Raw genomic sequence first — 26681 nt, 5'->3', positions numbered from 1 at the left:
AACTAAACGACTTCGCCACCATTCTGAATCTCTAAGGTTTTCTTAAGTTTCATCCTGTAAATTTCAGCGCATTACTTAATAGCAGGACTTAGATTTGGCAATGTGGTTACGTCAACGCTTACAGTGCAACAGCCTGGGTTTTATCCTCGCCAGCGCCTTGTTCTTCACTCTGTTCCAGAATGCGTTATTCCTTCATAAGGCCTGGTCGTATATCAGCTTCGATAACGTCCACAGCGTTATTTTCGCCGCCACCATGCCGGTAGTGATTTTTTGCGCGTTGAATATCATTTTCAGCGTGCTGACCGTGCCCTTCCTGCGTAAACCGCTGATGATTTTCTTCCTGCTCGGCAGCGCGGCCGCCAACTACTTTATGTTCAGCTATGGCGTGGTCATCGACGGCAATATGATGCAGAACGCCTTCGAGACCAATCCGCAGGAGGCCACGGCCCTGCTGACACCCCGCATGGGGCTGTGGCTGGTGTTGCTCGGTATTCTTCCGGCGGTGGCGGTCTGCTTTACCGATATCCGAAAAACTCGCCCCTGGTGGTACATGGCCGGGCTGCGTGCCGCCAACGTGATGCTTTCCGTGGTGGTGATCCTGATTATTGCCGCGCTGTTTTATAAGGACTACGCTTCGCTGATCCGCAATAACAAAAGCGTAGTGAAAATGCTGACGCCTTCCAACTTCGTCGCCGGCACCATCAAGTTTACCCAGCAACGCTACTTCACCCGTAACCTGCCGCTGGTGAAAATTGGTGAAGATGCGCGCAAAGGGCCGCTGATAGCCTCACAGCAAAAGAAAACCCTGGTGATCCTGGTGGTGGGCGAAACGGCGCGCGCCGAGAATTTCTCGCTCGGGGGCTACGACCGCGAAACCAACCCGCGCCTGAAACAAGACAATGTGACCTATTTTAAAAACGCCAGCTCGTGTGGCACTGAAACCGCCATATCCGTCCCCTGCATGTTCTCCAACATGCCGCGCAAGGATTACGATGCGACTCTGGCTACGCATCAGGAAGGTGTACTAGACGTACTGGCTCATGCCGGTGTTAACGTGCTGTGGCGTGAAAATGACGGCGGCTGCAAAGGCGCCTGCGATCGCGTACCGCACGTAGACATGACCAAGCTGAAATTGCCGCAGGATTGCGACGGCGATGTGTGCATGGATAATGTATTGCTGTACAAGCTGAACGACTACATCAACAGCCTGAAAGACGACGGTGTGATCGTACTGCATCAGATGGGCAGCCACGGGCCCGCCTATTACCGCCGCAGTACGCCAGAGTTCCAGAAGTTCTCGCCGACCTGCGACAGCAATCAGATCCAGGATTGCACCCACGAGCAGTTGGTCAATACCTATGACAATTCGCTGCTTTATACCGACGCCATGCTGGACGACACCATCAAACTGCTGCAGCAGTACAGCGGGAAATTCAATACGGCGCTGGTGTACCTTTCCGACCACGGTGAATCATTGGGTGAAAACGGTATGTACCTGCACGGTACGCCCTATGTCTTCGCCCCAAGCCAGCAGACCCACGTTCCCTTCCTGATGTGGATGTCTGCAGACTATGAGCGCAACTTCAAGATCGATCGCCAGTGTCTGAACAATATGGCGGAAAAGGACGAAGTCTCGCAAGACAACCTGTTCCATACCCTGATCGGCATGATGAACGTGCAAACTCGCGAGTATCAATCGCAGTTGGATATTCTGCAACGCTGCCGCAGCGGTTCATAACCGCTTAACATCTTCATCCCGCTCGGGCAAAATACCGCTCATCGCAACCGGCGTTCTTACGCCGGTTTTTTTATTGCTATTGACCTAGACCGATTGGTCTATTATGCTGACAGCCATTATGACTAAACATGCGCATTGCCCGACAGACACCCGTGAACATTTGCTCGCTACCGGCGAGACGCTAAGCCTGCGCCTTGGTTTTACCGGCATGGGGCTGAGTGAACTGCTGAATACGGCCGGGGTGCCGAAAGGCTCGTTCTACCACTACTTCCGTTCGAAAGAAGCCTTTGGTGAAGCGATGCTGCAACGTTATTTCGAGCATTATGATGGGCAAATGAAACAGCTGTTTGCCGACGATAAAAGCGATGCGCGCCACCAGTTGCTGAGCTATTACGCCCAGGCAATCAGCTATCACTGCCGCAGCGAATGCCACAATGCCTGTCTGGCGGTGAAGCTTTCCGCCGAGGTGAGTGATCTGTCAGAACCGATGCGTCATGCATTGGAAACGGGAACCGCCCGGGTGATTGCTCACCTGCAGGACGCGATTGAACGCGGTATCCGCGAAGGCGCCTTGTCGATTGCCATGAGCCCGGCAGCAACGGCAGAAACGCTGTATTCACTGTGGCTTGGCGCTTCGCTGCGTGCCAAAATCCGCCGCTCGGTCGCGCCGTTGACCAGCGCGCTGGAAAGTATTGAATTGCTGTTGCGTCCGCCGCAACCTTAAACGAAACACCCTGGTTTTATCGAAACTTGCCCTGTGGGGCAGTTTTATTACATTACTAGTCGACCGGTCTATTAATATAGGATGCACTATGAAGATTGAAAAGTTGTTCTCCCCGTTGAAGGTTGGCGCTGTCACCCTGCCAAACCGCGTGTTTATGGCCCCACTGACGCGGCTGCGCAGCATTGAGCCCGGCGATATCCCTACTCCGTTAATGGGCGAATATTATGCTCAACGCGCCAGTGCCGGCCTGATCGTCACTGAAGCCACTCAGATTTCTTTCCAGGCGAAAGGCTATGCCGGCGCTCCGGGGCTGCACACTCCAGAGCAGATCGCCGCGTGGAAAAAAATCACCCAGGCTGTACACGATAAGAATGGCCATATCGCCGTTCAACTGTGGCACGTGGGCCGTATTTCCCACAACAGCCTGCAACCGGGCCAGCAGGCACCGGTGGCCCCTTCTGCGATCAATGCCGACACCCGCACCACCGTGCGTGACGAAACCGGCGCCTGGGTACGAGTGCCGACCTCTACCCCACGAGCGCTGGAAACCGACGAGATCCCAGGGATAATCAACGATTTCCGTCAGGCCACCGCCAACGCGCGTGAAGCCGGCTTTGATTTTATCGAGCTGCATGCAGCGCACGGCTATCTGCTGCACCAGTTTATGTCGCCAGCGTCTAACCAACGTACCGACCAATACGGCGGCAGCATCGAAAACCGCACTCGCCTGACGTTGGAAGTGGTTGACGCGAGCATCGCCGAATGGGGTTCAGAACACATTGGCATCCGTATTTCACCGCTGGGTCCGTTCAACGGCCTGGATAACGGGGAAGATCAGGAAGAAGCGGCGCTGTATCTGGTGGAAGAGCTGAACAAGCGCAATATCGCTTATCTGCACATTTCCGAACCCGACTGGGCCGGCGGCAAGCCTTATTCCGACGCCTTCCGTGACTCGGTACGCGCCCACTTTAAAGGCGTCATCGTCGGTGCCGGTGCTTATACCGCCGAGAAAGCAGAAGAGCTGATCAATAAAGGCTTTATCGATGCGGTGGCCTTCGGCCGCAGCTATATCGCCAACCCGGATCTGGTAGAGCGCTTCAAGCAGAATGCTGCGTTGAACGAGCCGCAGCCTGCCACCTTCTATGGCGGCGGTGCAGAGGGTTATACTGACTACCCGACGCTGTAATAACGCGGAATACCAGATAAGAAAGCCCGCCGGTATGCGAATGCCGGCGGGCTTTTGTCGTTTTTCGGTTCAGGGGCAATTTAATGGGGAACCAACTTTCCCCAACGTTCGATCTCAGCGGCGTCGATATTGTTCATTATGGTGCGAAACCAAACGGTAAATTTACCAGGATCGTTTTTTATCTCCTGGGCTAATTGCCGAATATCGACCCACAACCAGCTGTGGGCCTCTTCGGGATCCTCTTGCGGTTCACCGTCAAACAAGCCCACGTAAATATGATCGAATTCGTGCTCAATTAAATCGCCTGGCACTTCCGCGCGGTAGGTAAAACTCGATACCTGCAGTAGCTCAGTGCAAAAGCCCATCTCTTCCTGCAACCGCCGCTGTGCGGCTGCCTGCGTTGCCTCTCCCCAGCGCGGGTGACCACAGCACGTGTTGGTCCACAACCCGGCAGAATGGTATTTACCGTAAGCCCGCTGTTGCAGCAGCAGTCTGCCCTGGCTATTAAATATAAAAATTGAAAACGCCCGGTGCAGTAATCCCTGCTGGTGCACCAGCGTTTTGGTTTGCGACCCCACGGAATTATCTTCGGCGTCCACCAGAATCAGCATTTCGTCCATTAATGATCTCCTTCGGCAGTAGCCATCATTCCACACGGGTAAAAACAAAAAAGCATATTAACCAGATCCAAATGTATAAATTGAGGCCATTCACCCTGAGTCTGGATCGCTATCCGACCCTGCTGTTCCTTGCGAGGGGTATAGTACCTATTTCCATCAACCATAGGGCACATACTGTGCGATTGCTATTGATAAGGTGACAATGTCACCGAAACTCTGCCACTCCCGCCCCGGCATACATTGAAATCCCTTATGCGGCAACGCTATACTGAATTTCGCTTCAATCCATCCGCCATTGGCAACGGCACATCCAATCAGAGGAATTATGCGCTTACTCCATACCATGATCCGCGTCGGTGACCTGCAACGTTCCATCGACTTTTATACCAAGGTATTAGGCATGCGCTTGCTGCGTACCAGCGAGAACCCGGAATACAAATACTCGCTGGCGTTTGTAGGCTATACCGATGAAAGCGAAGGTGCGGTGATTGAACTGACCTATAACTGGGGCACCGACAGCTACGAAATGGGCAGCGCGTTTGGCCATTTGGCGCTGGGCGTCGACGATGTCGCTGCAACCTGTGACAGCATCCGTAACGCCGGCGGCAAGGTTACTCGCGAAGCCGGCCCGGTTAAAGGTGGCACCACGGTGATTGCCTTCGTTGAAGACCCGGACGGTTACAAGATCGAACTGATCGAGAACAAACATGCTGGGCATGGTCTGGGCCACTGAGGTCGATTAAGGGCGCTTCCTGCGCCCTTATTTTTATCTGCGTGATAACCGCCTGCAACCGGGCGCAAAATTTGCCATAATGCGCGCTGCATTCGATGAAGATAAGAAACTGATGGCCGAAAAAAGTGATCTTAACGCCCTGAGTGGCCGTTTTCGTGGGTTTTACCCCGTAGTCATAGACATAGAAACTGCCGGATTTAATGCCAAAACCGACGCGCTGCTGGAAATTGCCGCCGTTACGTTAAAAATGGATGAAAACGGCTGGTTGCAGCAGGACGAGACCCTGCACTTCCACGTGGAGCCTTTTGAAGGTGCCAACCTGCAGCCGGAAGCGCTGGCCTTTAACGGCATAGACCCAAGTAACCCATTGCGCGGTGCGGTCAGTGAGCACGATGCGTTGCACGCTATTTTTAAAGCCGTGCGCAAGGGCATTAAGGATCGTGGCTGCAACCGGGCAATCATTGTGGCGCACAATGCCAATTTTGATCACAGCTTCCTGATGGCCGCCGCAGAGCGCGCCAGCCTGAAACGTAACCCCTTCCATCCATTCGCCACCTTTGATACTGCGGCGCTGAGTGGGCTGGTACTGGGGCAGACGGTGTTGGCCAAAGCCTGCATCGCCGCCAATATCCCGTTCGACAGTTCCCAGGCACATTCTGCCCTGTATGACACCGAACAAACCGCGTTGCTGTTCTGTGAACTGGTTAACCGTTGGAAACGCTTGGGTGGCTGGCCACTGGCAGTCGAAAACACCGACTAAGACAAAAAAATCGGGCGGCCCAGTCTTCACTGGTGCCGCCCGATGGATCCCAACAATAAAACCGAGCCGATTATGGCTGCTGGTCTTCCTGCTGTTTGTACTTCTCTGCCGTTTCTTTGATCAGCTGCTGCAGTTCGCCGCGCTGATACATTTCGATGATGATATCGCAGCCGCCTACCAGCTCACCGTCGACCCACAGCTGTGGGAAAGTCGGCCAGTTGGCATATTTCGGCAACTCGGCACGGATGTCCGGGTTCTGCAGAATATCAACGTAGGCAAAGCGTTCGCCACAGGCAGACAGCGCCTGCACGGCTTGCGCAGAGAAACCGCAGTTTGGCAATTTCGGTGAACCTTTCATGTACAGCAGAATCGGGTTCTCAGCGATCTGGTGCTGAATTTTTTCAATCGTCGTCGTCATTGTATTGCTTCCTCAAGCCAAGTCTTATGGCTACAACATGCATCACACCGGCCATTGTAGCGGCTGGAACAGTCGCAAGAAAACGCCATCTTTTGCAAGGGCATTTCCCCGTAGTCAGTCGCGTCTTACCGGCAAAGCCTTTCCGGTCAAAACATATGCGCAGAATAACATTTTTAATCTGGCCATTTCACTAATATATTTTGCCATCAAAATGCGCCGTTAAATAATCCCTCCGACGGTGATTGTCGCTTTTTTATACATCAACGGATTGATTTTTCAGCAAAAAAAATGCCATTAACGTTTTCTCACAATATGGATTATCATTTATGAGTTCTTCGCTGTTTTATATGGCGAAATTCGGGAATACTGTCCTTCTTTCGATATCTGTTCCGGGGCCAAGGTTGGTAACGTCGACATGCGTTTAATTCTTACGCTTTTTGTGCTGTTGTTTACACAGCTATTCTTCAATCTGGCGCATGCTGCGCCACAGGCGCGTATTGCCGCCGAGCAACGCAAAAGCCATGTCAACGAAGCCCGGCCAGATGACCGCAAGAAAAAGAAAGCGGTAAAAGCCAGCAAAAAAGCAAAAACCACCACCCCGCAGAAAACCGCCAAGGTTTCCAAAGCCAAAACGGAAAAAACCGCTAAAAAGATCGTCAGCGCCAAATCGAAAGGCAAAACTCAGAAAATAGCCAAAATCAAAGTTACCCCGCCGAAAAAGGGTTACAAAAAAGGTTATGGTCGCCACCGCGAAGCCGGGATGGCCACCGCGAAACTGGTGCGTGATGATAAACCGTTGAAGCTGACTCCAGCGCACAAAAAACGCTATCAGCACGCCAAGCAAACCGCGATGGCCAAGCTGATGGACCAAATGGGCAAGCCTTACCGCTGGGGCGGTACTTCACCAAGAACCGGTTTCGACTGCAGCGGCCTGATTTACTATGCGTATAAAGACGTGGTGAAAATCAAAATGCCGCGCACCGCCAACGAAATGTATCACCTGCGAGACGCTGCGCCGATCAAGAGAAGCGAACTGGAAAGCGGTGACCTGGTGTTCTTCCGCATTAATAACCGCGGCGTGGCAGACCATGTTGGCGTTTATCTGGGCAACGGCAAATTTATTCAGTCACCGCGTACCGGTGAAGAAATTCGGATCAGCCAACTCGACAATGACTACTGGCAAAACCATTACATCGGCGCCCGCCGTGTAGTAACACCGAAAACCATTCGATAATTTCTTTGGCGGCTGGCTTGCCCAGCCGCTCTCCCCTGACTGATTTTCCTGCTGTTCCTAAAGTACCCAATCCTTTAGCCCGCCCCCACTGTATTTCATCGCGAAAATTGCTAAGCTAAATATCCACAATAAAAACAGGTCAATTTAAGGTCCGTTGCTTTAGCGGCGAGTTGACACTGTACAAGGAGGAAGCAATGTCGTTTGAACTGCCCGCACTACCTTATGAAAAAAATGCCCTCGAACCGCACATTTCGGCAGAAACCCTGGAATACCACTACGGCAAGCATCACAACGCCTATGTGGTCAACCTGAACAATTTGCTGAAAGGCAGCGAGTTTGAAGGATTATCCCTTGAAGCAATCATCAAGGCTTCCAGCGGCGGCATCTTCAACAATGCAGCTCAGGTATGGAATCACACCTTCTATTGGCACTGCCTGTCACCTCAGGGCGGTGGGGAACCTCAGGGCAAATTGGCTGCCGCGATCAACCAGGCTTTTGGTTCTTTTACCGCCTTCCGGGAACAATTCAGCGACGCCGCGGTGAAAAACTTTGGCGCAGGCTGGACCTGGTTAGTGAAAAAGCCGGATGGCTCGCTGGCGATTGTTAATACGTCGAATGCGGCCACGCCGTTGACTGGTGAAGACAAACCGTTGCTGACCGTCGACGTTTGGGAACACGCCTACTACATCGATTATCGCAACGCACGACCGGCCTACCTGGAAAACTTCTGGGCGCTGGTTAACTGGGCATTTGTGGAGGAAAATCTGGCGTAACGCGGGGAAAATACAACCAGGCGTAGCGAACTGCGCCTGGTTGACTGAAGAGTATCAGTTCAATGCTGCGGTGAAGCTAAAAGCGATAATCACAGCCAGCGCACCCAGGGTGGTGAACAGTGACATTTTCAAATCGGTATCCATTACAACTCCTTTTCAGATTGGGTTTCCCAAGGGTAAAAGGCACACAATTAATGTGTTAAACCATTTTCCCACAGTTGGCCGATAAAATCTTGTTATCATTTCCCAGTTTATAATACCGATTACCTCTTCCCCTTTTGCTCAATATGGGACAAAATTCGCAGTTCACAACTGTGTACCGGCAAAATGCCCCTCCTGACCAAGCGCTGACGACTTCAACACACTAAAAACTCAGTTTTCGCTTCTTTGGAGAAGGATCTACGCAGGCAAACGATTAACATCACACTTACATACTGCAACATGTGAGTTCAGGAGTCATTCTTTACATGGCAACGATTAAAGATGTGGCCAAACGCGCTGGCGTTTCCACCACCACCGTTTCGCACGTCATCAATAAGACTCGTTTCGTCGCCGAAGAAACAAAAGCGGCCGTTGGCGCCGCGATCAAAGAGCTGCACTATTCACCCAGCGCCGTGGCGCGCAGCCTTAAGGTCAATCACACCAAATCTATTGGTCTGCTGGCCACATCGAGCGAAGCACCCTACTTTGCCGAAGTGATCGAGGCGGTGGAAAACAGCTGCTACAGCAAAGGCTATACGCTGATCCTGTGCAACTCACATAACAATCTGGACAAACAACGCGCCTATCTGGCGATGTTGGCGCAAAAGCGCGTCGATGGCCTGTTAGTCATGTGTTCGGAATACCCGGACCAACTGCTCGGCATGCTGGAAGATTATCGCAATATCCCGATGGTCGTCATGGATTGGGGCGCCGCACGCGGTGACTTTACCGACACCATTATCGATAACGCCTTTGAAGGCGGCTATCTGGCCGGGCGCTACCTGATTGAACGCGGCCACCGCGATATCGGGGCCATTCCGGGCCAACTGGCGCGTAATACCGGCGGCGGCCGCCATCAGGGCTTTTTAAAAGCCATGGAAGAAGCCAATATCGACGTGCGTGAAGAGTGGATTGTTCAGGGCGACTTTGAGCCGGAATCCGGTTACAAGGCCATGCATCAGATACTGTCGCAGAAGCAACGTCCTACCGCAGTCTTCTGCGGTGGCGATATCATGGCCATGGGGGCGATCTGCGCCGCCGATGAACTTGGCCTGCGCGTACCACAAGACATATCGGTGATTGGCTACGATAACGTGCGAAACGCCCGCTACTTCACCCCGGCACTGACCACCATTCATCAGCCCAAAGAGCGTTTGGGCGAGATGGCCTTCACCATGCTGCTGGATCGCATCATCAGCAAGCGTGAAGAGTCGCAGGTGATTGAGGTTCATCCCAAGCTGGTTGAGCGCCGTTCGGTCGCTGACGGTCCGTTCATCGATTATCGCCGCTAATTATCTACGCCGGAAACTCTCACGGTTTCCGGCGTTATTCTTCATTCTTCGCTTAGCCACTCCTGATTCAAGGTTTCACTGTCTCCCAGATAATCCAGCAACCAGGCCATAGCCGGTGACGGCGTATTTTGCTGCCAGGTCAGGCAACAAGGACTGGCGGGAAATGGCTGTTGCAACTGTAGCGCCACCAGTTCCCCGCGCTGCACCAAAGGCAATACCTGATGCGCAGGCATCATACCAACGCACAACCCGGCACACAGGCAGTCCACCGCAGAAGCCCAGTCCGGCACCACCAGGCGGCGCTGGTTGTCCAACGTCCAGGTCACGCGTTTGGGCAGGTTGCGCGAGGTATCTTCCAGGCACAGCGACGGAAAGGGCCGTAGTTGATCGTCGTTCAACAGCCCCTCTATCGCGGCCAGCGGGTGATGCGGACTGGCCACGCACAACCAACGCATATCTCCCATATCGCGAAAGGCGAAACCGCCGCCCACCGGCACCGCCCTTGTGGCGCCGATCGCCATATCGGCACGACCGTCCACCAGCGCATCCCATACGCCATTAAACACCTCCGGCTGAACCAGCAATTCGACGTCGGGGAAATGGCGGTAAAAATCCAGCACCAATTGGCGACTGCGTTGGGGTTTAACGATGATATCCACCGCTATTTTCAATTGGCCCCGCCAGCCGTTAGCGACCTGTTGGCACTGTCGGCGCGTGTCGAGCATTTTTTTGATGACACCACGCGCTTCCTGAATAAACAGCACGCCCGCCGGTGTCAGTTCCACGTCGCGATGACGGCGCTCAAACAGCGGTACCGCCAGCCATTGCTCCAACTGCCGCACCGTATAACTTACCGCCGACGGTACCCGATGCAGCTCCTGCGCCGCGGCGCTGAAACTGCCGGTGCGGGCCACCGCATCGACGACATCCAGGGAATATTCAGACCACATAGCTTTGCCTTCAATTTTTTTAACAGCACCTCGCAAATATTACCGTTTCACAAGCAGAGATCCAGCCGGATACACTTGCCGGCGCTAAAAACCTGCGACAATAAAATATTAACGAGAAATACCATGCGAAATTCCTTTGGTTTTATGTTCTACCTTGCCGGCCTGAGCATGCTGGGATACCTGGCCACCGATATGTACCTGCCCGCCTTCGGCATGATGCAGCAAGATCTGCAGATTTCCGCCGGGGCAATCAGCGCCAGCCTGAGCATCTTCCTGGCCGGGTTTGCCTTTGCACAACTGCTGTGGGGCCCGCTTTCCGATCGCCTCGGCCGTAAACCGGTGTTGCTGATCGGTCTGGCGCTGTTTGCCCTCGGCTGCCTTGGCATGCTGTGGGTGCAAAATGCCGTGCAACTTTGGTCGCTGCGCTTTATCCAGGCGATTGGGGTTTGCTCGGCTGCCGTTACCTGGCAGGCCTTGGTAATTGACCGCTATCGCGAAGGCAAGGCTAACCGCGTGTTCGCCACCATTATGCCGCTGGTAGCCCTTTCACCGGCGCTGGCGCCATTGGTGGGTGCCTGGTTGCTGAATCACATGGGCTGGCGCGCCATTTTCGCCGTGTTGCTGGGCATTACCGTGCTTTTGCTATTGCCGACGCTGCTGCTGAAAGAAAGCGCCAAAACCGTGCCTTCCGACGACAATAAGAAAAGCGCGCTCAGTTTCTTCCATCTATTAAAGTCACGCATCTTCAGTGGCAACGTTATGATCTTTGCCGCCTGTTCTGCCGGCTTCTTCGCCTGGCTGACCGGTTCACCGTTTATTCTTGGTGATATGGGTTATAGCCCGAACGACATCGGTCTGAGCTATGTGCCGCAGACGCTGGCGTTCTTATTAGGGGGCTATGGCTGTCGTACCGCGTTAAACCGCATGAATGGCAACACCTTGTTGCCTTGGCTGTTGGTAGTTTATGGCGTCAGTATGGTTGCATTATATCTGGTTGCCACCCTGACTCAGCCCACGCTCACTACGTTGTTAATTCCGTTCTGCGTGATGGCGTTGGTCAACGGAGCCATTTACCCTATCGTGGTAGCCAATGCGTTGACCCCCTTCCCGGAGGGCACCGGTAAAGCTGCCGCCTTGCAAAACACCCTGCAATTAGGCCTGTGTTTTGTCGCCAGCATGCTGGTTTCGGCCTTTATCGCCCAGCCTCTGTTGGCAACGGTCACGGTAATGGTGTCGACGGTGGTATTGGCCGCGTTGGGCTATCTGATGCAGCGGAGAAAGGTAATGGACGATCGACAGGCGACGCGTCAGGAACATGCTAACTCCGCGTCATAATTGCCAGTATTAATAATCACTTAAAGAATATTTTTGCCGAGTGCGATTTACAGTTGAGTAAGCGCCTCGGCAAGCCTATACTCAAAAACGACCTTTAAAAATAACACTTTTATAATTTCTTTATCACTAGCAACTGTTGTGTACGCGTATGGCGTCACAGTTTTTTAAGGATTGTCTTTCCCGCGTTTCTTGCGCTGGAACCTTCTTAAAATTTTCCTCTGTTCATAGTCGGATATCAGACGCCACGGGATTCTTACCGTAGGTAAACGTATGCACCCGCAGAATTTGTCTAAGCTATTTTTTGACGGGTCATAAGTCAGAAGAAGGTGATGGAGAAGCTATGAGTTCATCGTGTATAGAAGATGTGAGCATCCAGGACAACCAATGGTACCGTATCGCTCATGAAATGCTCAGCATGGCCGGTATTGAAATAAACGGCTCGCGCCCTTTCGATATTCAGGTTAAAAATCCTAATTTTTTTAAACGCGTGCTGCAGGAGGGTTCTCTCGGCCTGGGCGAAAGCTATATGGACGGCTGGTGGGAATGCGAACGGTTGGATATATTCTTTCATCACGTGGTCCGCGCCGGTCTGGAAAAGAAATTGCCCCGCCACCTCAAAGATACCCTGCGAATTGCCGCCGCGCGATTAACCAATCTGCAATCGAAGAAACGCGCCTGGATAGTCGGCAAAGAACATTACGATCTGGGGAACGATCTCTTTACCCTGATGCTGGATCCTTATATGCAATATTCCTGCGCCTACTGGAAAGAGGCGACCACGCTGGAAGAAGCGCAGGAAGCCAAATTACGGATGATTTGCGAAAAGCTGCAGCTGCAGCCGGGTATGAATTTGCTGGATATTGGCTGTGGCTGGGGCGGGCTTTCTGCCTATGCGGCGAAAAACTATGGCGTTTCGGTGGTGGGCGTAACCATTTCTGCCGAGCAGCAAAAGCTGGCACAGGAGCGCTGTGCCGGGCTGGACGTCGAGATCCTGCTGCAGGATTACCGTGATTTGCATCTGCAATTTGACCGTATTGTTTCCGTCGGTATGTTTGAACACGTCGGTCCGAAAAATTACCGCACCTACTTCAACGTGGTGGAACGTAATTTAAAACCGGACGGCCTATTCCTGCTGCATACCATTGGTTCGAATCGGACAGATATGAATGTTGACCCGTGGATCAACAAATATATCTTCCCGAATGGCTGCCTGCCGTCGGTTACCCATATTGCCCAGGCCAGCGAAGGGCATTTTGTGATGGAAGATTGGCACAATATTGGCGCTGACTACGATCGTACCTTGATGGCGTGGTACGAAAGATTCAAACAGGCATGGCCACAGTTGGCCCAACGTTATTCGGATCGTTTCGAACGCATGTTCAGTTATTACCTGAACGCCTGCGCTGGAGCATTTCGCGCCCGTGACATTCAACTCTGGCAGGTGGTATTCAGCCCGAAAGGCGTAGAAGGCGGTATCCGCGTGACGCGCTAAAGACGCCCAATAAAAAACCCCGGCCAATTAACCGGGGTTATTCTTATACATGACCTGCAAAAGCATCAGCCGCAATACACGCGAATGATCTTATCCTCGCTGTCGCCCAGGAAATTCAGGCGGCGCAGGTTGAAGTCCATCGTGACCGCAGAGTTATACGGAATCGCACGTACCTGCGACTCAATTCGTACGCCTTCCAGCGAAGACATCGGTTTACCGACATAATTCTGGTATTGCGCCGCACCACAGGTGTCGCTATCGGCATCCACTGTCGGGTTGGCCGCGCCCTGGTCCGGCGAACTGCTACAAGCACTCAGCGCCAGCAGCGCCGTTAACATCAACGTTTTCCCATAAAACTTCACGCGATTGCTCCTCTCTGGTGGGTCGTTTGTCAGATCTTCTGCGCCAGCGCGCTCGCCGCCGCCATTGCCGCTTCGCGGCTTGCCAACACCCGTTCAACGGTGTCTACCACCGCCTGCGTTTGCGGGTCGATCTCAATATTCACCTTATCACCCAGGCGTTTTTTGCCCAGCGTGGTACGTTCCAGCGTTTCCGGGATCAGATGCACGCAAAAACGGTTATTCACCACTTCACCGATGGTCAGGCTAATTCCGTCAATACCAATAAAACCTTTGTGCAGAACATATTTCATCAGTTCCGCATTCGGCATACGTAACCATACCTGACGATTATTCTCGGAGGTATAAATCTTGGCAACTTCCGCCGTGCAGATAATATGGCCGGACATCAAGTGACCGCCAATCTCATCATTAAACTTGGCCGCCCTTTCGATGTTAACCACATCGCCCAACGCCAGTTCACCAAGGTTGGTCAGGCGCAGCGTTTCTTTGATCAAATCAAAACTGACGCGGTTACCTTCTACCGCCGTGACGGTCAGGCAGCAGCCGTTATGCGCCACAGACGCACCGAGCTCCAATCCAGGCAGCAGCTCGGTAGGCATTTCTATGACGTGGGTACGGAAGTTGGATTTTTCATCAATGGCGACCAGCGGCGCGGTGCCTTGTACGATACCGGTGAACATGTGAGCCTCTTCTTTCTGAAAATGTTTAAAGCGCTTGGGGCAGTTTGCCCCAGTTGGCGAGGAAAACCAAACCCGCGGCGACAAAAAGTCTGTGCCTGCGCATTTAATAACTATTTCATCACAGCATTTGCTTAACCTCGCCGAGCGGGTACAATCTTTTTGATAAAATTCCGCTATTTTTAATTGTTGTCCTTTCGCGACGACCCTCCCCTCCATCATAAATAAATAGAAAAGGTGTATGCGTGCAGAAGTACTTCATTGAAGCGCGTAGTTTATTGGCCCTCGCAATCCCGGTAATCATCGCGCAAATATCACAAACCGCAATGGGTGTGGTAGACACCATTATGGCTGGTGCGTACAGCGCCACAGATATGGCGGCGGTTGCCGTCGGTACCTCTATTTGGCTGCCGGCCATTTTGTTCGGGCACGGCCTGTTGTTGGCGTTGACACCGGTCATCGCCCAGCTCAACGGCGCGGGCCGACGAGATCGCATTGCTCATCAGGTGCGTCAGGGCTTCTGGCTGGCGGGGGCGGTCTCGTTGCTGGTGATTATCGTGCTGTATAACAGCAAGTTCGTCATCGACTTGATGCATAATATCGACCCGCAATTGGCGGATAAAGCCGTGGGCTATCTGCACGCCATCATGTGGGGCGCGCCGGGCTATCTGTTCTTCCAGGTACTGCGCGGCCAGTGCGAAGGGCTGTCGAAAACCAAGCCGGGCATGGTGATTGGCTTTCTCGGCCTGCTGGTGAATATCCCGATCAACTACATCTTTATCTACGGTAAATTCGGCATGCCGGAATTGGGTGGCGTAGGTTGCGGCGTGGCAACCGGCAGCGTTTACTGGTTTATGTTCCTGGCGATGCGTTGGTACGTGAAGCGCGCCCCTTCGCAGCGCGATATTTTGCCGCACGAAGGCAGCAGCCCGCGGCCCGACTGGCCGGCAATAAAACGCCTGTTCGGCATCGGTCTGCCGGTCGCGCTGGCGCTGTTCTTCGAAGTCACGCTGTTCGCCGTCGTCGCTCTGCTGGTCTCTCCATTGGGCATCGTTTCGGTGGCCGGGCATCAGATTGCCCTGAACTTCAGCGCGCTGATGTTCGTGTTGCCTATGTCGTTGGGCGTCAGCGCGACTATTCGCGTTGGCTATCGATTGGGTGAAGGATCGGTCGAGGGAGCGCGGATTGCCGCTTATTCGGCTATCGGCGTCGGTATCCTGATGGCCTGCTGCACCGCGCTGTTTACCGCCACCTTCCGCGAGCAAATCGCCCTGCTGTACAACGACAGCCCGGCGGTAGTGGCCATGGCGTCACAGCTGATGCTGTTGGCAGCCATTTACCAGATCTCCGATTCTATTCAGGTAATTGGCAGCGGCGTTCTGCGTGGCTATAAAGATACCCGCTCGATCTTCTTCATCACCTTTATCGCCTATTGGGTGCTGGGTCTGCCGAGCGGGTATCTGTTGGCGTTGACCGACATTGTCGTCCCGGCGATGGGGCCTAGCGGCTTCTGGATTGGGTTTATTATCGGGCTGACCTTCGCCGCCATCATGATGGCCTTGCGTATGCGTTGGCTGCAAAAACAGCCTGCGACACTGATCCTGCAGCGCTCTACCCGCTAACTATCACCACCGGTCGGTTACGCCGACCGGTGGCTTCAGCAGCATGGATTGCAGAAAAAACCGCCGCACTGCACACAAGCGCAGCAATCGCGTGAAATACCGGATAAAATTACGTTTTTCTCCTTGCCAGCGCGCGGGTAGCTCGTTAATATTCGTCCCCGCTGTCAGCCATGACAGACAGGAAAAGATGCGTCCGTAGCTCAGTTGGTTAGAGCACCACCTTGACATGGTGGGGGTCGGTGGTTCGAGTCCACTCGGACGCACCAAATTCCTAAAGCAGTACAGTGCGTCCGTAGCTCAGTTGGTTAGAGCACCACCTTGACATGGTGGGGGTCGGTGGTTCGAGTCCACTCGGACGCACCAAAATTCTAAAGCAGTGCAGTGCGTCCGTAGCTCAGTTGGTTAGAGCACCACCTTGACATGGTGGGGGTCGGTGGTTCGAGTCCACTCGGACGCACCAAATCATAATATCCGCAGCTCCACCCTTTCGGCCCGACAGTTCCTCAAGCTTTAAAACTTTGCTCCTGCTACCGCAAACCACATCAGGTATCATCAAGGCCAATACCCTATCAGGACAGATCCCATGCTGAAATTTACCGCAGAGACTGCGTTTGAAAAACTGGACACCGGTCTTACCCGCAGGCAAGGGGTAATGAGCGACGGCACCAGCGCCACGGAAGTAAAGTTCGACGCAGGAACCTTCGGTCAACTGCAAAAGCGGGCTTACGCTCTGCAGACGCGGGTGGTTTCCGGTGAGTTTGAATTCACCGTCGGCAATGATACCCAGGTGATCGTGGCCGGTGAAACTATCGCCATCCCCGCTAACATTGCCAGCGGCTGCTTCTGCCTGTCGGCCGGTACGCTGCTGGAAATTATCGTATCCGGCTAAAATCGGCCAATGACATGTTTACACTAAGGTTATTTGCGCAACACACCGCAGCTGTCAGTTTGCATTTGCGCCACATTTGCTGCTGATTTGCCGGATCCGAGCGTTAGCACCGGTTTTTTATTTTGTTTCCCGCCGCTTAGCCTTTATAATGCGCAACGTCTTTCAGTTGAATGGTTTCAGCCCTTGATCTGCGAAAACGCAATAACAACACATTTTCATCTCATCACGTTGCGCAGCATCCCCGCATCCCGGCGCGGGCTGAATTTTTCCGCCCCATTTCGACTCCGGTCACCTATCCTTAACTATGTTTTGCACCACCAGGCACGACTCAAATCCCTTATCAGTGGCCTGACCGCTGGTTTTATTCGTTTTATTATCCATCACAACTTGTAGAAAACTCCGTCATGAAAAAGACCAAAATTGTTTGTACCATCGGTCCAAAAACCGAATCGGAAGAAATGCTGACCAACCTGCTGAACGCCGGCATGAACGTAATGCGCCTTAACTTCTCCCACGGCGATTACGAAGAGCACGGCAACCGCATCAAGAACATGCGCGCCGTGATGGCGAAAACCGGTCAGAACGCCGGTATCCTGTTGGATACCAAAGGCCCGGAAATCCGCACCATGAAACTGGAAGGCGGTAAAGATGCCTCTCTGGTTGCCGGCCAGACCTTTACTTTCACCACCGATCAGAGCGTTATCGGCAACAACGAACGCGTTGCAGTAACCTACGCCGGCTTTAGCGCAGATCTGAAAATCGGCAACACCGTACTGGTGGACGACGGCCTGATCGGCATGGAAGTCACCAACGTGACCGAAAACGAAGTGGTTTGTAAGGTGCTTAACAGTGGCGACCTGGGCGAAAACAAAGGCGTTAACCTGCCGGGCGTTTCCATCCAGTTGCCGGCATTGGCTGAAAAAGACAAGCGCGACCTGATCTTCGGCTGCGAACAGGGTGTGGACTTTGTTGCCGCTTCCTTTATCCGTAAGCGTTCCGACGTGCTGGAAATTCGTGAGCACCTGAAAGCCCACGGCGGCGAGCAGATCCAGATCATCTCCAAAATCGAAAACCAGGAAGGCCTGAACAACTTCGACGAAATCCTCGAAGCTTCTGACGGCATCATGGTCGCTCGTGGCGATCTGGGCGTAGAAATCCCGGTAGAAGAAGTGATCTTCGCGCAGAAGATGATGATCGAAAAATGTAACCGCGCACGTAAAGTGGTGATCACCGCCACCCAAATGCTCGATTCCATGATCAAGAACCCACGCCCTACCCGCGCAGAAGCCGGCGACGTTGCCAACGCCATTCTGGACGGTACAGACGCAGTGATGCTGTCAGGCGAAAGCGCCAAGGGTAAGTACCCGCTTGAAGCCGTTACCATCATGGCGACCATCTGTGAGCGCACTGACCGCGTGATGCCAAGCCGTATCGACAGCCTGAATGACAACCGCAAGCTGCGTATCACAGAAGCCGTATGCCGTGGCGCCGTTGAAACCGCAGAGAAACTGGATGCGCCACTGATCGTGGTTGCCACCAGCGGCGGCAAATCAGCCAAATCCGTGCGTAAATATTTCCCTAACGCCGTGATCCTGGCGCTGACCACCAATGAAGTCACCGCGCATCAGCTGATTCTGAGCAAAGGCGTGATCCCACAGATGGTCAAGGAAATCGCCTCTACCGACGACTTCTATCGCATCGGTAAAGAAGCGGCGCTGGCCAGCGGTCTGGCACAAAAAGGCGACGTTGTGGTGATGGTTTCCGGAGCTCTGGTTCCGAGCGGCACAACCAATACTGCCTCGGTTCACGTGCTTTAATATAAAACGTGACATAATTATTTTGATGAAAACGCCGCTTAGCGGCGTTTTTTTTAGCACTGGTAAACTGTTTTCTCAAAAACGCAACCGTGGATTGCTCATTATTTAGCTAATTATAAATCGGAGTTGTCCCATGGAATCCAGCTGTTTTCCCTACATTTTTTAACTATTTTTCAAAAGAAGCTGTAAGTTTGAGCGAACGATCAAAATAAAGCACTCCAATACAAAAAAATTATTCTCTTTCGAAAAAAGTTTGTGTAATACTTGTAACGCTACATGGAGATTAACTCAATCTAGAGGGTGTTATAATGAATCGTACTAAACTGGTACTGGGCGCGGTAATCCTGGCTTCCACTATGCTGGCTGGCTGTTCAAGCAATGCTAAAATCGATCAACTGTCTTCTGACGTTCAGACTCTGAACGCTAAAGTTGACCAGCTGAGCAACGACGTGAACGCAATCCGTTCTGACGTTCAAGCAGCTAAAGACGACGCAGCACGTGCTAACCAGCGCCTGGACAACCAAGCACACGCTTACAAAAAGTAAGTTAGCTTCGGTTATTGAAAACGGCGCACAATGTGCGCCGTTTTTTTTGTCTGCAAATTCCCCAAGGTTCCTTCCTGCCGCAAGGCAAAAAAAGGGCTCAGCACGCTGAACCCCCTCAGAATCATCCATTACGACCCGTTTTAATTCACCGAACTGATAGGTGCACCCTTGAATGGGCCCTTATTCGCTTCCTGTGAGGCTACAGGCGTTAAACTGACGTCAGAGGGGTTCTGCCCCACGTTAACCAGTACCGGCATGCCAGAGCGGCGCACAACCGCGCTATCGAACACGGCCTTATCGGTCTGTGCATCGCCGACAAAAGCCTTCTCGGCTTTGGACAACGTAATCGGCATGGTCTGCGGATCGTCGCTTTCCACTCTCGACAGCGGTTGATGCACTTCTACGTAACGTTTACCGTCTGGCTCAACCGAGATTTTCACCGGGTCGTTTATGACCTGAACACGGGTACCGCGCGGTACCATGTTGAACAACGCCTCGATATCCGTTGGACGCAGGCGGATACAGCCGGAGCTGACGCGCATGCCGATACCGAAGTTGGCGTTGGTGCCGTGGATCAGATACTCACCGTGCCCCATAGCCAGACGCATGGCGAACAGGCCCATAGGGTTATCCGGACCTGCCGGCACCACCCCTGGCAGCTTCACGCCTTTCTCCAGATAGCGCTTGCGGATATTGGCCGTCGGCGTCCAGGTCGGGTTCGGGATTTTTTGGCTTACGGAGGTCACCTGCAGCGGAGTGTGCATCCCGGTCTGGCCGATGCCGATAGGATAAACGATGACCTTGTTCTCACCTTTCGGATAGTAGTACAGACGCAGTTCGGCCAGGTTGACGACAATCCCCTCGCGCTTGGTGTCCGGCAACAGCATTTGGGTCGGAATGGTCAACACCGAACCCGGCTTGGGCAGGAAGGGATCGGTACCCGGGTTGGCCTCAAGCATGCCCAGCAGACCAATTTTATAGTCGGCAGCAATCGCCTCCAGCGGACGCCCATCGTTCGGTACGGTATAGGTGGTGTTCTCGCCAATCAGACGGCTGTCCGGCGGCGGCAGCGGGTATTCGCTCGCGCTGGCGGCTTGCGTGCCGGTCAGTACGGTGGCAAATAGCATGCCCATTAAACTCAACGCACGTTTCATTATCATCCCTATATGCTTATTACGGTTCGGCCACAAGGCTATCTGGCACTTGGTGACCGGTAAATCAGACAAGACCTGATTAATACTAGCAATGCTGACGTCAAAGGCAATAAGTCCTCTAAAAATCAACATGTTATAACGTAATCGCTTTCTCCATTTGTCAGTATAACGTCAAGGGATAAGCTGCTGATATGTCACTGATTTGCGGGGTGAATGGCAGGGTTGGGCGGGTTTTGTAAAGACTCATTGACATAGCAGATATAAGCGCCTTATCAATGAGCCTTAGGAATATCAGAGTTTGGCGGCCTGACTGCGGATTGCGCGGATCATGGCTTCCAGCCCCTGAGAACGGGAAGGCGTCAGGTGCTGACTCAACGCCAGTTCGGCGAAAAACGGCCGCACGTCCAGCTCGACAATCTGCTGCGGCGTCATTTGGTGATAAAGAATAAACACCACCGCCAGCAGCCCTTTGACGATAGCCGCGTCGCTATCCCCGTGAAACTCGACCTGCCCTTGTTCATCGAGCCGCATCACAATCCACACCTGGCTCTGACAACCGGAAATCAGATTGCCCGCCTGACGTTCGCTATCGTCAAGCGCCGGCAGCTTCGCGCCCAGTTCGATGACATACAGGTACTTGTCTTCCCAGTTCAGGCAACGGGAAAAATTACGCACCAACTTTTCTTTATCCGGCAAGTTCGCCATGAGGTTCCTTTCAATAATTCAGGGGCCGGCATGCCGACCCCATGTCACTGGCCACCGGCGCTCAGCCAATAGCGCCAAGCCCGACAGTCTACCCTATCCCAGCAGTTTTTGAATTCGCTGCAACCCGGCCACCAGCCGGTCAACTTCTTCGCGGGTGTTGTACAACGCCAACGAGGCGCGGCACATGCTCGGCACATTATAGAACGCCATCAGCGGCATCGCGCAATGATGTCCGGTGCGAATAGCGATGCCGTACTGATCCAGGAAGCTGCCGACGTCATAGGCATGGTGTTCGCCCAGATTAAAGGCGATCACCCCTGCGCGATCCGCCGGACCATAGATCTTCAGCGTCGGTACCTGCTGCAGCGCTTCGAGCGCATAATGCATCAGCGAATGCTCATAATCAGCAATCGCCTCCAGCCCCAGCGCGTTCACGTAGTCAATCGCCGCCCCCAGTCCCATCATGCCTGCAGTATTGGGGGAACCGGCTTCAAAACGCCACGGTGGCTCGGCATAGGTGGTGCCGAGAGTAAGGCTCACCTGCTGAATCATTGAGCCGCCGCCTTCCCACGGTGGCATTTGCTGCAACAGCGCCTGACGACCGTAGAGAACGCCGATACCGGAAGGCCCATACAGCTTGTGACCGGAAAATACGTAGAAATCACAATCCAGCGCTTGCACATCAACCCGTTGGTGCATGACCGCCTGCGCACCGTCAATCAGCACCTTCAGACCGGCAGCTTTGGCCTGCGCCGTAATTTCCTGCACCGGATTGACCGTGCCCAACACGTTGGAAACCTGAGTCAACGCCAGCAGTTTGGTGGTGGCATCGATCAATCCAGGCAACTGCGCCACATCCAGCGTACCATCTTGCTGTAGCGGCCAGACGCGCAGGTTCAGCCCACGCTCTTGCGCCAGCATCTGCCAGGGCACGATGTTGGCATGGTGCTCCATCTCGGTGATGATGATGCTGTCACCGGGCTGCAGGAAGTGGCGACCAAAGCTGTTGGCCACCAGATTGATGCCTTCGGTGGTGCCTTTAACGAATACGATCTCTTCCGCCGAGCCGGCATTGATAAACGCCGCCACCTTTTCACGCACCGCTTCCATTTCCTGAGTCGCCTCGGCGCTCATGGTGTGGATGCCGCGATGCACCGCCGCATAACCGTGACGATAAAAATCCAGCTCGCGATCGATTACCGCCTGCGGCTTTTGCGCACTGGCCGCGCTGTCGAGGTAAGCCAGAGGCTGGCCGTTGACCTCACGCGACAGGATCGGGAAATCGCCGCGCACCCGTTCGATGGGAAAACTCATGCGGCCTCCCCCGGCTCCGGCAAGCGCCGTGCAATGCGCGCCAGCACCGATTCACGAATGGTTTCGTTACCGATCCCCTCAGTCAGCTCAGCGGCAAAGGCAAAAATAATCATCTGCTGCGCAGCGTGCTTGTCGATGCCCCGTGATTGCAGATAGAACAACTGCTCTTCATCGATACGCCCGACGGTGGCGCCATGGCTACACTTCACGTCATCGGCATAGATTTCCAGCTGCGGTTTGGTATCGACCTCAGCCACTTTGCCCAACAGCAGATTGTGGTTGGTCATCTGCCCATCGGTTTTTATCGCGTGCTTGGCCACTTTGATCATGCCATTGAACACGGCCTTGGCGCGGTCGCTAACCACCACTTTGTGCAATTGGCGGCTTTCGCAGTAACCCTTGTTGTGTTCCAGATAAGTTCGGGTATCGCACACCTCTTTGCCGACCGGCAGCACCAGGCTGTTGATCACCAAATTAGATCCTTCACCGTTAAGCTGCGCGCTGGTGTTGTGGCGCGTCAGGCCCGCACCGAGCAGGAAGCTGTCACTCTTCACCTGCGCGTCGCGGCCAATCACCAAATCGTTATGGGCAAAGTGGTAACTTGGCTGGCTTTCAAACGCCAGTTTGCAGTGATGCAGTTGGGCATTGTCAGCCACATTGGCGGTCAGGCGTGCGCCGGTGAAATGCGCGGCATCGTTCAAACTGACGTAATGCTCAATCACTTCGGCCTGGGCGCTGCGCCCAATCTCAAGATGATGGCGGTGATGTACCGTATTCACTTCGCCTGCAGCACCGCGTCCGCTGCTGATATGCAACAGGTACAAAGGGCGTGACGCGCTTTTACCGGCCGCCACGCGGATAATGCTGGTTTCCTGCGCCAGGCTTTCGGTCAGGTGCAGAAAAATTTCAGGCTGAATGGGCTCAGGCAGCGCCTGTGGCGTGCCGTAGGGGGCAACGTCAAACTGATAGTCGCCCAGTTCGCCATCGCTCAGCGCCGCACTGAAACGGCCGTCGATAAACACTAACCGATATGCATCGATAGCCAACGCCAGTGCATCCACCTGAGCCGTGGTCACCTGCTCTACAGGCGGCTCCAGGAACTGCTGCTCCAGCAGGCCTTCCAGCGGCGTGTATTTCCAGTTCTCATGCTTGCGGGTCGGCCAGCCCAGGCGTAAAGCCTGCTGCCAGTGCGCCAGCGCATGCGCGGAATGCTCGCCGCCGCGCTCTTCGAACAGGCTATAAAGCTGCTGCAGCGCGCGTGAGTTATTGTTCGTCGGTAAGCCAGCCATAGCCCTGCTCCTCCAACTGTTTCACCAGGGAGAAGTCGCCGGATTTAACGATGCGCCCCTGGGAAAGAACATGAACGTAATCCGGTTTGATGTAATCCAGAATACGCTGGTAGTGCGTGACAATAATGAACGAGCGCTTGCCGTCGCGCAGCGAGTTAACGCCGTTGGCGACGATCTTCAGCGCATCGATATCCAAACCGGAGTCGGTTTCATCCAGAATGCACAGATCCGGCTCCAACGCCGCCATCTGCAGAATATCATTACGCTTTTTCTCCCCACCGGAGAAACCGACGTTGACCGAACGGGTCAGCAGATCGGGCGGCATGTTCAGCAGTTCAATCTTCTCTTCGATAAAATCAGCGAAATCGAAGCGATCGAGCGCCTCCTGCTGGCGGTATTTTCGCACCGCATTCACGGACGTCTGCAGGAAGAAATGGTTGCTGACGCCGGGAATTTCCACCGGATACTGGAACGCCAGAAACACGCCTTCGCCGGCACGGTCTTCCGGATCCAACTCGAGCAGGTCCTTACCTTTAAAGGTCACCTCGCCCTCAGTGACTTCATACTCTTCGCGCCCTGCGAGGGTCGCCGAAAGCGTGCTTTTGCCCGAGCCGTTCGGCCCCATGATGGCATGCACTTCACCGGGTTTGATCTCCAGGTCCAGACCCTTGAGGATCTCGTTGCCTTCCGCGCTGACTTTTAAATTCTTGATACTTAACATGCAGTGTCCTTAGGTCGCGCTTTCGCGCTGTAAATCCGGCGATTAGCCCACGCTGTGTTCCAGGCTGATGGCCAATAACTTCTGCGCCTCGACGGCGAACTCCAGCGGCAGCTCAGAGAACACGTCCTTACAGAATCCGTTGACGATCATCGAAATGGCATTGTCTTCACTGATGCCACGTTGCAGGCAGTAGAACAGTTGGTCATCGCCAATTTTTGAGGTGGTGGCTTCATGCTCCAGCTGCGCGCTGTTGTTACGCGCCTCAACATAAGGGAACGTATGGGCGCCACTGTCCGGCCCGATCAGCATCGAGTCGCACTGGGTAAAGTTACGGGCGTTTTCCGCCCCCGGCAGGATCTTCACCAGGCCGCGATAGGTGTTCTCGCTGTGCCCGGCAGAGATGCCTTTAGCAATGATGGTCGAACGGGTGTTCTTGCCGATGTGGATCATTTTGGTGCCGGTGTCCGCCTGCTGATGGCCGCTGGTCAGCGCCACAGAGAAGAACTCACCGATAGAGTTGTCGCCCTGCAGTATCACGCTCGGGTACTTCCAGGTGATGGCCGAGCCGGTTTCCGACTGGGCCCAGGACATTTTCGACCCGGCGCCTTCGCACAGTGCGCGCTTGGTGACAAAGTTCAGGATCCCGCCCTTGCTGTCACCGCCGGAGAACCAGTTCTGTACGGTCGAGTATTTCACTTCGGCGTCTTTGTGCAGGATCACTTCCACCACCGCCGCATGCAGCTGATAGCTGTCGCGTACCGGAGCCGAGCAGCCTTCGATGTAGCTGACATAGCTGCCTTCGTCGGCGATCAGGATGGTGCGTTCGAACTGCCCGGTTTTGGCGGCGTTAATACGGAAATAGGTCGACAGTTCCATGGGGCAGCGTACGCCCTTCGGCACATAGACGAAGGTACCGTCAGAGGCCACCGCGGCGTTCAGGGCGGCGAAGAAGTTGTCGTTTGAGGGTACGACGCGGCCGAGGTATTTGCGTACCAGATCCGGGTATTCGTGGATCGCCTCGCCGAACGAACAGAAAATCACCCCGCTCTCGGCCAACTTCTCGCGATAGGTGGTGGAGACCGAGACGGAGTCAAAGATCGCGTCCACCGCCACTTCACTGCCTTCTCGCACCGGCACGCCGAGCTGGTTAAACGCCAGTTCAACCTCGCTGGTCAGGTAATTGTTGTCCGTGACCGCGCCGGGCTGCTGTTCTGCGCCGGGCTGCGAGCCGCAGGCGTCATCACAACTGCCGCAGGACGGCGCCGAGTAATAGCTGTAGTCCTGGTAATTCAGCCGGTCATAGTTGGCTTTCAGCCAGTGCGGCTCTTCCATTTGCAGCCAGGCACGGTAAGCCTCCAGGCGGAACTCCAGCATCCACTCAGGTTCGTTACGCTTGGCCGAGATGGCGCGCACCACGTCTTCGTTGATGCCTTTCGCTAACTCGTCGGTAGCCAGTTGGGTAAAAAAGCCTTCTTTATAGCGACCTTCGCTGACCCAAGCCTGCACTTCATTAGGCATTTCTACATTGCTTCGTGTCATGTTGATTGCATCGCTCAAACGCCAAAACTCTCGCCGCACCCGCAGGCATGCTGAGCTTTAGGGTTGTTAAATTTGAATATCTGATTCAGCCCTTCACGGACAAAATCCACCGTGGTGCCATCGATAAACGGCATGGCTTTTAACGGCACATACAGTTTGGCGCCATCGCGCTCAAACAGCAGGTCGTCGTCAGCGGGTTCACGGGTGAGATCCAGCACATAGGCAAACCCGGCGCAGCCTGACTGCTTCACTCCGAGCTGCAGCCCCTTCACCTGCGGATCCTGCTGCATTAATTTAGTAATTTGTTGTACGGCATTATCACTGAGCAAAATGCCTTGCCAGACATTTTCGTCCAGAGAAAAGGTGCCGACATTTTCCGTTTGCATATGGCCTACCTCACACTCGTGTTTTTCCACAGCCAATCTGGGTTGCTACTATGTTAGTGATAACAATTATCACTTCAACCGTTTGTTTTGCGGGGGTATCCGCCAAAAACCCGGATTTTCGTTTCGGCATGCGGCAAGCGCGCGGGACAGTCAGCGACACAATCGCTGCAGGTCGGCAAGGGGATCAATTTATCCCTATGAATTT

At 53.9% G+C, this 26681-nt stretch carries 27 protein-coding genes and 3 tRNA genes; 17 read left to right on the top strand and 13 right to left on the bottom strand.

What is annotated here, in order from left to right; all coding sequences use genetic code 11:
• Positions 1-100: 100 nt before the first annotated feature.
• The 3 genes from eptA (at position 101) to EBA31_RS11485 (ending at position 3648) form a co-directional block, all read left to right on the top strand.
• Positions 101-1738, top strand: a complete 1638-nt coding sequence (gene eptA / locus EBA31_RS11495) for a phosphoethanolamine transferase EptA (RefSeq protein WP_122079123.1) — start codon at positions 101-103, stop codon at positions 1736-1738.
• 103 nt (positions 1739-1841) lie between these two features.
• Entirely contained in the window at positions 1842-2462 is a 621-nt protein-coding gene (locus tag EBA31_RS11490; RefSeq protein ID WP_020826678.1) for a TetR/AcrR family transcriptional regulator, read from the top strand.
• A gap of 88 nt (positions 2463-2550) precedes the next feature.
• The gene (locus tag EBA31_RS11485; protein WP_122079121.1) at positions 2551-3648 is read left to right on the top strand and encodes an alkene reductase; all 1098 of its coding nucleotides are present in this window, start codon (positions 2551-2553) and stop codon (positions 3646-3648) included.
• Between the two features lie 80 nt (positions 3649-3728).
• Here the strand turns inward: EBA31_RS11485 and idi are convergent, their stop codons facing one another.
• Positions 3729-4268 carry an isopentenyl-diphosphate Delta-isomerase gene (idi, locus tag EBA31_RS11480; protein WP_122079119.1) on the bottom strand — a complete coding sequence of 180 codons (540 nt, stop codon included), beginning with the start codon at positions 4266-4268 and terminating at the stop codon, positions 3729-3731.
• 325 nt (positions 4269-4593) lie between these two features.
• Here idi and gloA point away from each other — a divergent pair, with 325 nt between their 5' ends.
• A complete protein-coding gene (gloA, locus tag EBA31_RS11475) occupies positions 4594-5001 on the top strand; it encodes a lactoylglutathione lyase (RefSeq protein ID WP_041414525.1) in 408 nt (135 codons plus the stop codon).
• A gap of 79 nt (positions 5002-5080) precedes the next feature.
• The gene (gene rnt / locus EBA31_RS11470) at positions 5081-5761 is read left to right on the top strand and encodes a ribonuclease T (RefSeq protein ID WP_020826674.1); all 681 of its coding nucleotides are present in this window, start codon (positions 5081-5083) and stop codon (positions 5759-5761) included.
• A 70-nt stretch (positions 5762-5831) separates the two neighbouring features.
• On the opposite strand, the gene EBA31_RS11465 is transcribed toward rnt, so the two are convergent.
• The gene (locus EBA31_RS11465) at positions 5832-6179 is read right to left on the bottom strand and encodes a Grx4 family monothiol glutaredoxin (RefSeq protein WP_020826673.1); all 348 of its coding nucleotides are present in this window, start codon (positions 6177-6179) and stop codon (positions 5832-5834) included.
• A 415-nt stretch (positions 6180-6594) separates the two neighbouring features.
• Here EBA31_RS11465 and EBA31_RS11460 point away from each other — a divergent pair, with 415 nt between their 5' ends.
• On the top strand, positions 6595-7413 hold the full coding sequence (locus tag EBA31_RS11460; RefSeq protein WP_020826672.1) for a C40 family peptidase: 819 nt from the start codon (positions 6595-6597) through the stop codon (positions 7411-7413).
• Positions 7414-7607: 194 nt separating this feature from the next.
• On the top strand, positions 7608-8186 hold the full coding sequence (gene sodB, locus EBA31_RS11455; protein WP_020826671.1) for a superoxide dismutase [Fe]: 579 nt from the start codon (positions 7608-7610) through the stop codon (positions 8184-8186).
• Positions 8187-8240: 54 nt separating this feature from the next.
• On the opposite strand, the gene EBA31_RS11450 is transcribed toward sodB, so the two are convergent.
• Positions 8241-8330, bottom strand: coding sequence for a YnhF family membrane protein (locus tag EBA31_RS11450; protein WP_020826670.1), 90 nt, complete (start codon positions 8328-8330; stop codon positions 8241-8243).
• A 323-nt stretch (positions 8331-8653) separates the two neighbouring features.
• Here EBA31_RS11450 and purR point away from each other — a divergent pair, with 323 nt between their 5' ends.
• Entirely contained in the window at positions 8654-9679 is a 1026-nt protein-coding gene (gene purR, locus EBA31_RS11445; protein WP_020826669.1) for an HTH-type transcriptional repressor PurR, read from the top strand.
• Positions 9680-9720: 41 nt separating this feature from the next.
• Here the strand turns inward: purR and punR are convergent, their stop codons facing one another.
• Entirely contained in the window at positions 9721-10629 is a 909-nt protein-coding gene (gene punR / locus EBA31_RS11440; RefSeq protein WP_122079117.1) for a DNA-binding transcriptional activator PunR, read from the bottom strand.
• Positions 10630-10752: 123 nt separating this feature from the next.
• Between punR and punC the strand changes: the two genes are divergently transcribed.
• Entirely contained in the window at positions 10753-11964 is a 1212-nt protein-coding gene (gene punC, locus EBA31_RS11435; RefSeq protein ID WP_122079115.1) for a purine nucleoside transporter PunC, read from the top strand.
• A 340-nt stretch (positions 11965-12304) separates the two neighbouring features.
• Positions 12305-13456, top strand: a complete 1152-nt coding sequence (cfa, locus tag EBA31_RS11430; RefSeq protein WP_046373697.1) for a cyclopropane fatty acyl phospholipid synthase — start codon at positions 12305-12307, stop codon at positions 13454-13456.
• Between the two features lie 65 nt (positions 13457-13521).
• Here cfa and EBA31_RS11425 read toward each other — a convergent pair whose 3' ends face one another.
• Positions 13522-13818 carry an I78 family peptidase inhibitor gene (locus EBA31_RS11425; RefSeq protein WP_020826665.1) on the bottom strand — a complete coding sequence of 99 codons (297 nt, stop codon included), beginning with the start codon at positions 13816-13818 and terminating at the stop codon, positions 13522-13524.
• Positions 13819-13847: 29 nt separating this feature from the next.
• Positions 13848-14498, bottom strand: a complete 651-nt coding sequence (locus EBA31_RS11420; RefSeq protein ID WP_020826664.1) for a riboflavin synthase — start codon at positions 14496-14498, stop codon at positions 13848-13850.
• Positions 14499-14740: 242 nt separating this feature from the next.
• On the opposite strand from EBA31_RS11420, the gene EBA31_RS11415 reads away from it, so the two are divergent.
• From EBA31_RS11415 to EBA31_RS11385, 7 genes are all read left to right on the top strand, one after another.
• Positions 14741-16117, top strand: coding sequence for an MATE family efflux transporter (locus EBA31_RS11415; RefSeq protein ID WP_122079113.1), 1377 nt, complete (start codon positions 14741-14743; stop codon positions 16115-16117).
• 189 nt (positions 16118-16306) lie between these two features.
• Positions 16307-16383, top strand: a tRNA-Val gene (locus tag EBA31_RS11410).
• Between the two features lie 20 nt (positions 16384-16403).
• A tRNA-Val gene (locus EBA31_RS11405) sits at positions 16404-16480 on the top strand.
• 20 nt (positions 16481-16500) lie between these two features.
• Positions 16501-16577, top strand: a tRNA-Val gene (locus EBA31_RS11400).
• 123 nt (positions 16578-16700) lie between these two features.
• The gene (locus EBA31_RS11395; RefSeq protein WP_020826662.1) at positions 16701-17006 is read left to right on the top strand and encodes a cupin; all 306 of its coding nucleotides are present in this window, start codon (positions 16701-16703) and stop codon (positions 17004-17006) included.
• Positions 17007-17410: 404 nt separating this feature from the next.
• Positions 17411-18823 (top strand): pyruvate kinase PykF, encoded by a 1413-nt coding sequence (gene pykF, locus EBA31_RS11390; protein WP_020826661.1) that lies wholly within the window; start codon positions 17411-17413, stop codon positions 18821-18823.
• Between the two features lie 308 nt (positions 18824-19131).
• Positions 19132-19368: a major outer membrane lipoprotein gene (locus tag EBA31_RS11385; RefSeq protein WP_005165631.1), complete on the top strand. Its 237-nt coding sequence runs from the start codon at positions 19132-19134 to the stop codon at positions 19366-19368.
• A gap of 140 nt (positions 19369-19508) precedes the next feature.
• On the opposite strand, the gene EBA31_RS11380 is transcribed toward EBA31_RS11385, so the two are convergent.
• The 7 genes from EBA31_RS11380 to sufA form a co-directional block, all read right to left on the bottom strand.
• Positions 19509-20522, bottom strand: a complete 1014-nt coding sequence (locus EBA31_RS11380; protein WP_122079111.1) for a L,D-transpeptidase family protein — start codon at positions 20520-20522, stop codon at positions 19509-19511.
• A gap of 291 nt (positions 20523-20813) precedes the next feature.
• Positions 20814-21227, bottom strand: a complete 414-nt coding sequence (gene sufE, locus EBA31_RS11375; protein ID WP_020826659.1) for a cysteine desulfuration protein SufE — start codon at positions 21225-21227, stop codon at positions 20814-20816.
• A gap of 93 nt (positions 21228-21320) precedes the next feature.
• Positions 21321-22541 (bottom strand): cysteine desulfurase SufS, encoded by a 1221-nt coding sequence (gene sufS, locus EBA31_RS11370; RefSeq protein ID WP_020826658.1) that lies wholly within the window; start codon positions 22539-22541, stop codon positions 21321-21323.
• Entirely contained in the window at positions 22538-23830 is a 1293-nt protein-coding gene (sufD, locus tag EBA31_RS11365; protein WP_122079108.1) for a Fe-S cluster assembly protein SufD, read from the bottom strand. The genes sufS and sufD overlap by 4 nt, the downstream gene beginning before the upstream one ends.
• Complete coding sequence (gene sufC / locus EBA31_RS11360; RefSeq protein ID WP_020826656.1) at positions 23805-24551, bottom strand: Fe-S cluster assembly ATPase SufC; 747 nt, start codon at positions 24549-24551, stop codon at positions 23805-23807. The genes sufD and sufC overlap by 26 nt, the downstream gene beginning before the upstream one ends.
• A gap of 42 nt (positions 24552-24593) precedes the next feature.
• The gene (gene sufB, locus EBA31_RS11355; protein ID WP_122079106.1) at positions 24594-26090 is read right to left on the bottom strand and encodes a Fe-S cluster assembly protein SufB; all 1497 of its coding nucleotides are present in this window, start codon (positions 26088-26090) and stop codon (positions 24594-24596) included.
• Positions 26091-26104: 14 nt separating this feature from the next.
• Positions 26105-26476, bottom strand: a complete 372-nt coding sequence (gene sufA, locus EBA31_RS11350; RefSeq protein ID WP_020826654.1) for a Fe-S cluster assembly scaffold SufA — start codon at positions 26474-26476, stop codon at positions 26105-26107.
• Between the last annotated feature and the right edge of the window lie 205 nt (positions 26477-26681).

Origin of the sequence: Serratia sp. P2ACOL2 (assembly GCF_003691565.1) — a bacterium.
GTDB lineage: Bacteria > Pseudomonadota > Gammaproteobacteria > Enterobacterales > Enterobacteriaceae > Serratia > Serratia liquefaciens.
This window is presented reverse-complemented; position numbering and strand designations above follow the sequence as displayed.

Bases quoted from the DNA above. Each gene is read 5' to 3' on its own strand.
- EBA31_RS11395 (WP_020826662.1), top strand. From the start codon at position 16,701: ATGCTGAAATTTACCGCAGAGACTGCGTTTGAAAAACTGGACACCGGT.
- sufE (WP_020826659.1), bottom strand. From the start codon at position 21,227: ATGGCGAACTTGCCGGATAAAGAAAAGTTGGTGCGTAATTTTTCCCGT.
- cfa (WP_046373697.1), top strand. From the start codon at position 12,305: ATGAGTTCATCGTGTATAGAAGATGTGAGCATCCAGGACAACCAATGG.
- EBA31_RS11465 (WP_020826673.1), bottom strand. From the start codon at position 6,179: ATGACGACGACGATTGAAAAAATTCAGCACCAGATCGCTGAGAACCCG.
- EBA31_RS11380 (WP_122079111.1), bottom strand. From the start codon at position 20,522: ATGAAACGTGCGTTGAGTTTAATGGGCATGCTATTTGCCACCGTACTG.
- sufB (WP_122079106.1), bottom strand. From the start codon at position 26,090: ATGACACGAAGCAATGTAGAAATGCCTAATGAAGTGCAGGCTTGGGTC.
- punR (WP_122079117.1), bottom strand. From the start codon at position 10,629: ATGTGGTCTGAATATTCCCTGGATGTCGTCGATGCGGTGGCCCGCACC.
- sufS (WP_020826658.1), bottom strand. From the start codon at position 22,541: ATGAGTTTTCCCATCGAACGGGTGCGCGGCGATTTCCCGATCCTGTCG.
- EBA31_RS11490 (WP_020826678.1), top strand. From the start codon at position 1,842: ATGCTGACAGCCATTATGACTAAACATGCGCATTGCCCGACAGACACC.
- punC (WP_122079115.1), top strand. From the start codon at position 10,753: ATGCGAAATTCCTTTGGTTTTATGTTCTACCTTGCCGGCCTGAGCATG.
- sufA (WP_020826654.1), bottom strand. From the start codon at position 26,476: ATGCAAACGGAAAATGTCGGCACCTTTTCTCTGGACGAAAATGTCTGG.
- idi (WP_122079119.1), bottom strand. From the start codon at position 4,268: ATGGACGAAATGCTGATTCTGGTGGACGCCGAAGATAATTCCGTGGGG.
- EBA31_RS11450 (WP_020826670.1), bottom strand. From the start codon at position 8,330: ATGGATACCGATTTGAAAATGTCACTGTTCACCACCCTGGGTGCGCTG.
- rnt (WP_020826674.1), top strand. From the start codon at position 5,081: ATGCGCGCTGCATTCGATGAAGATAAGAAACTGATGGCCGAAAAAAGT.
- EBA31_RS11485 (WP_122079121.1), top strand. From the start codon at position 2,551: ATGAAGATTGAAAAGTTGTTCTCCCCGTTGAAGGTTGGCGCTGTCACC.
- sufC (WP_020826656.1), bottom strand. From the start codon at position 24,551: ATGTTAAGTATCAAGAATTTAAAAGTCAGCGCGGAAGGCAACGAGATC.
- gloA (WP_041414525.1), top strand. From the start codon at position 4,594: ATGCGCTTACTCCATACCATGATCCGCGTCGGTGACCTGCAACGTTCC.
- EBA31_RS11420 (WP_020826664.1), bottom strand. From the start codon at position 14,498: ATGTTCACCGGTATCGTACAAGGCACCGCGCCGCTGGTCGCCATTGAT.
- EBA31_RS11385 (WP_005165631.1), top strand. From the start codon at position 19,132: ATGAATCGTACTAAACTGGTACTGGGCGCGGTAATCCTGGCTTCCACT.
- EBA31_RS11460 (WP_020826672.1), top strand. From the start codon at position 6,595: ATGCGTTTAATTCTTACGCTTTTTGTGCTGTTGTTTACACAGCTATTC.
- eptA (WP_122079123.1), top strand. From the start codon at position 101: ATGTGGTTACGTCAACGCTTACAGTGCAACAGCCTGGGTTTTATCCTC.
- sufD (WP_122079108.1), bottom strand. From the start codon at position 23,830: ATGGCTGGCTTACCGACGAACAATAACTCACGCGCGCTGCAGCAGCTT.
- pykF (WP_020826661.1), top strand. From the start codon at position 17,411: ATGAAAAAGACCAAAATTGTTTGTACCATCGGTCCAAAAACCGAATCG.
- sodB (WP_020826671.1), top strand. From the start codon at position 7,608: ATGTCGTTTGAACTGCCCGCACTACCTTATGAAAAAAATGCCCTCGAA.
- purR (WP_020826669.1), top strand. From the start codon at position 8,654: ATGGCAACGATTAAAGATGTGGCCAAACGCGCTGGCGTTTCCACCACC.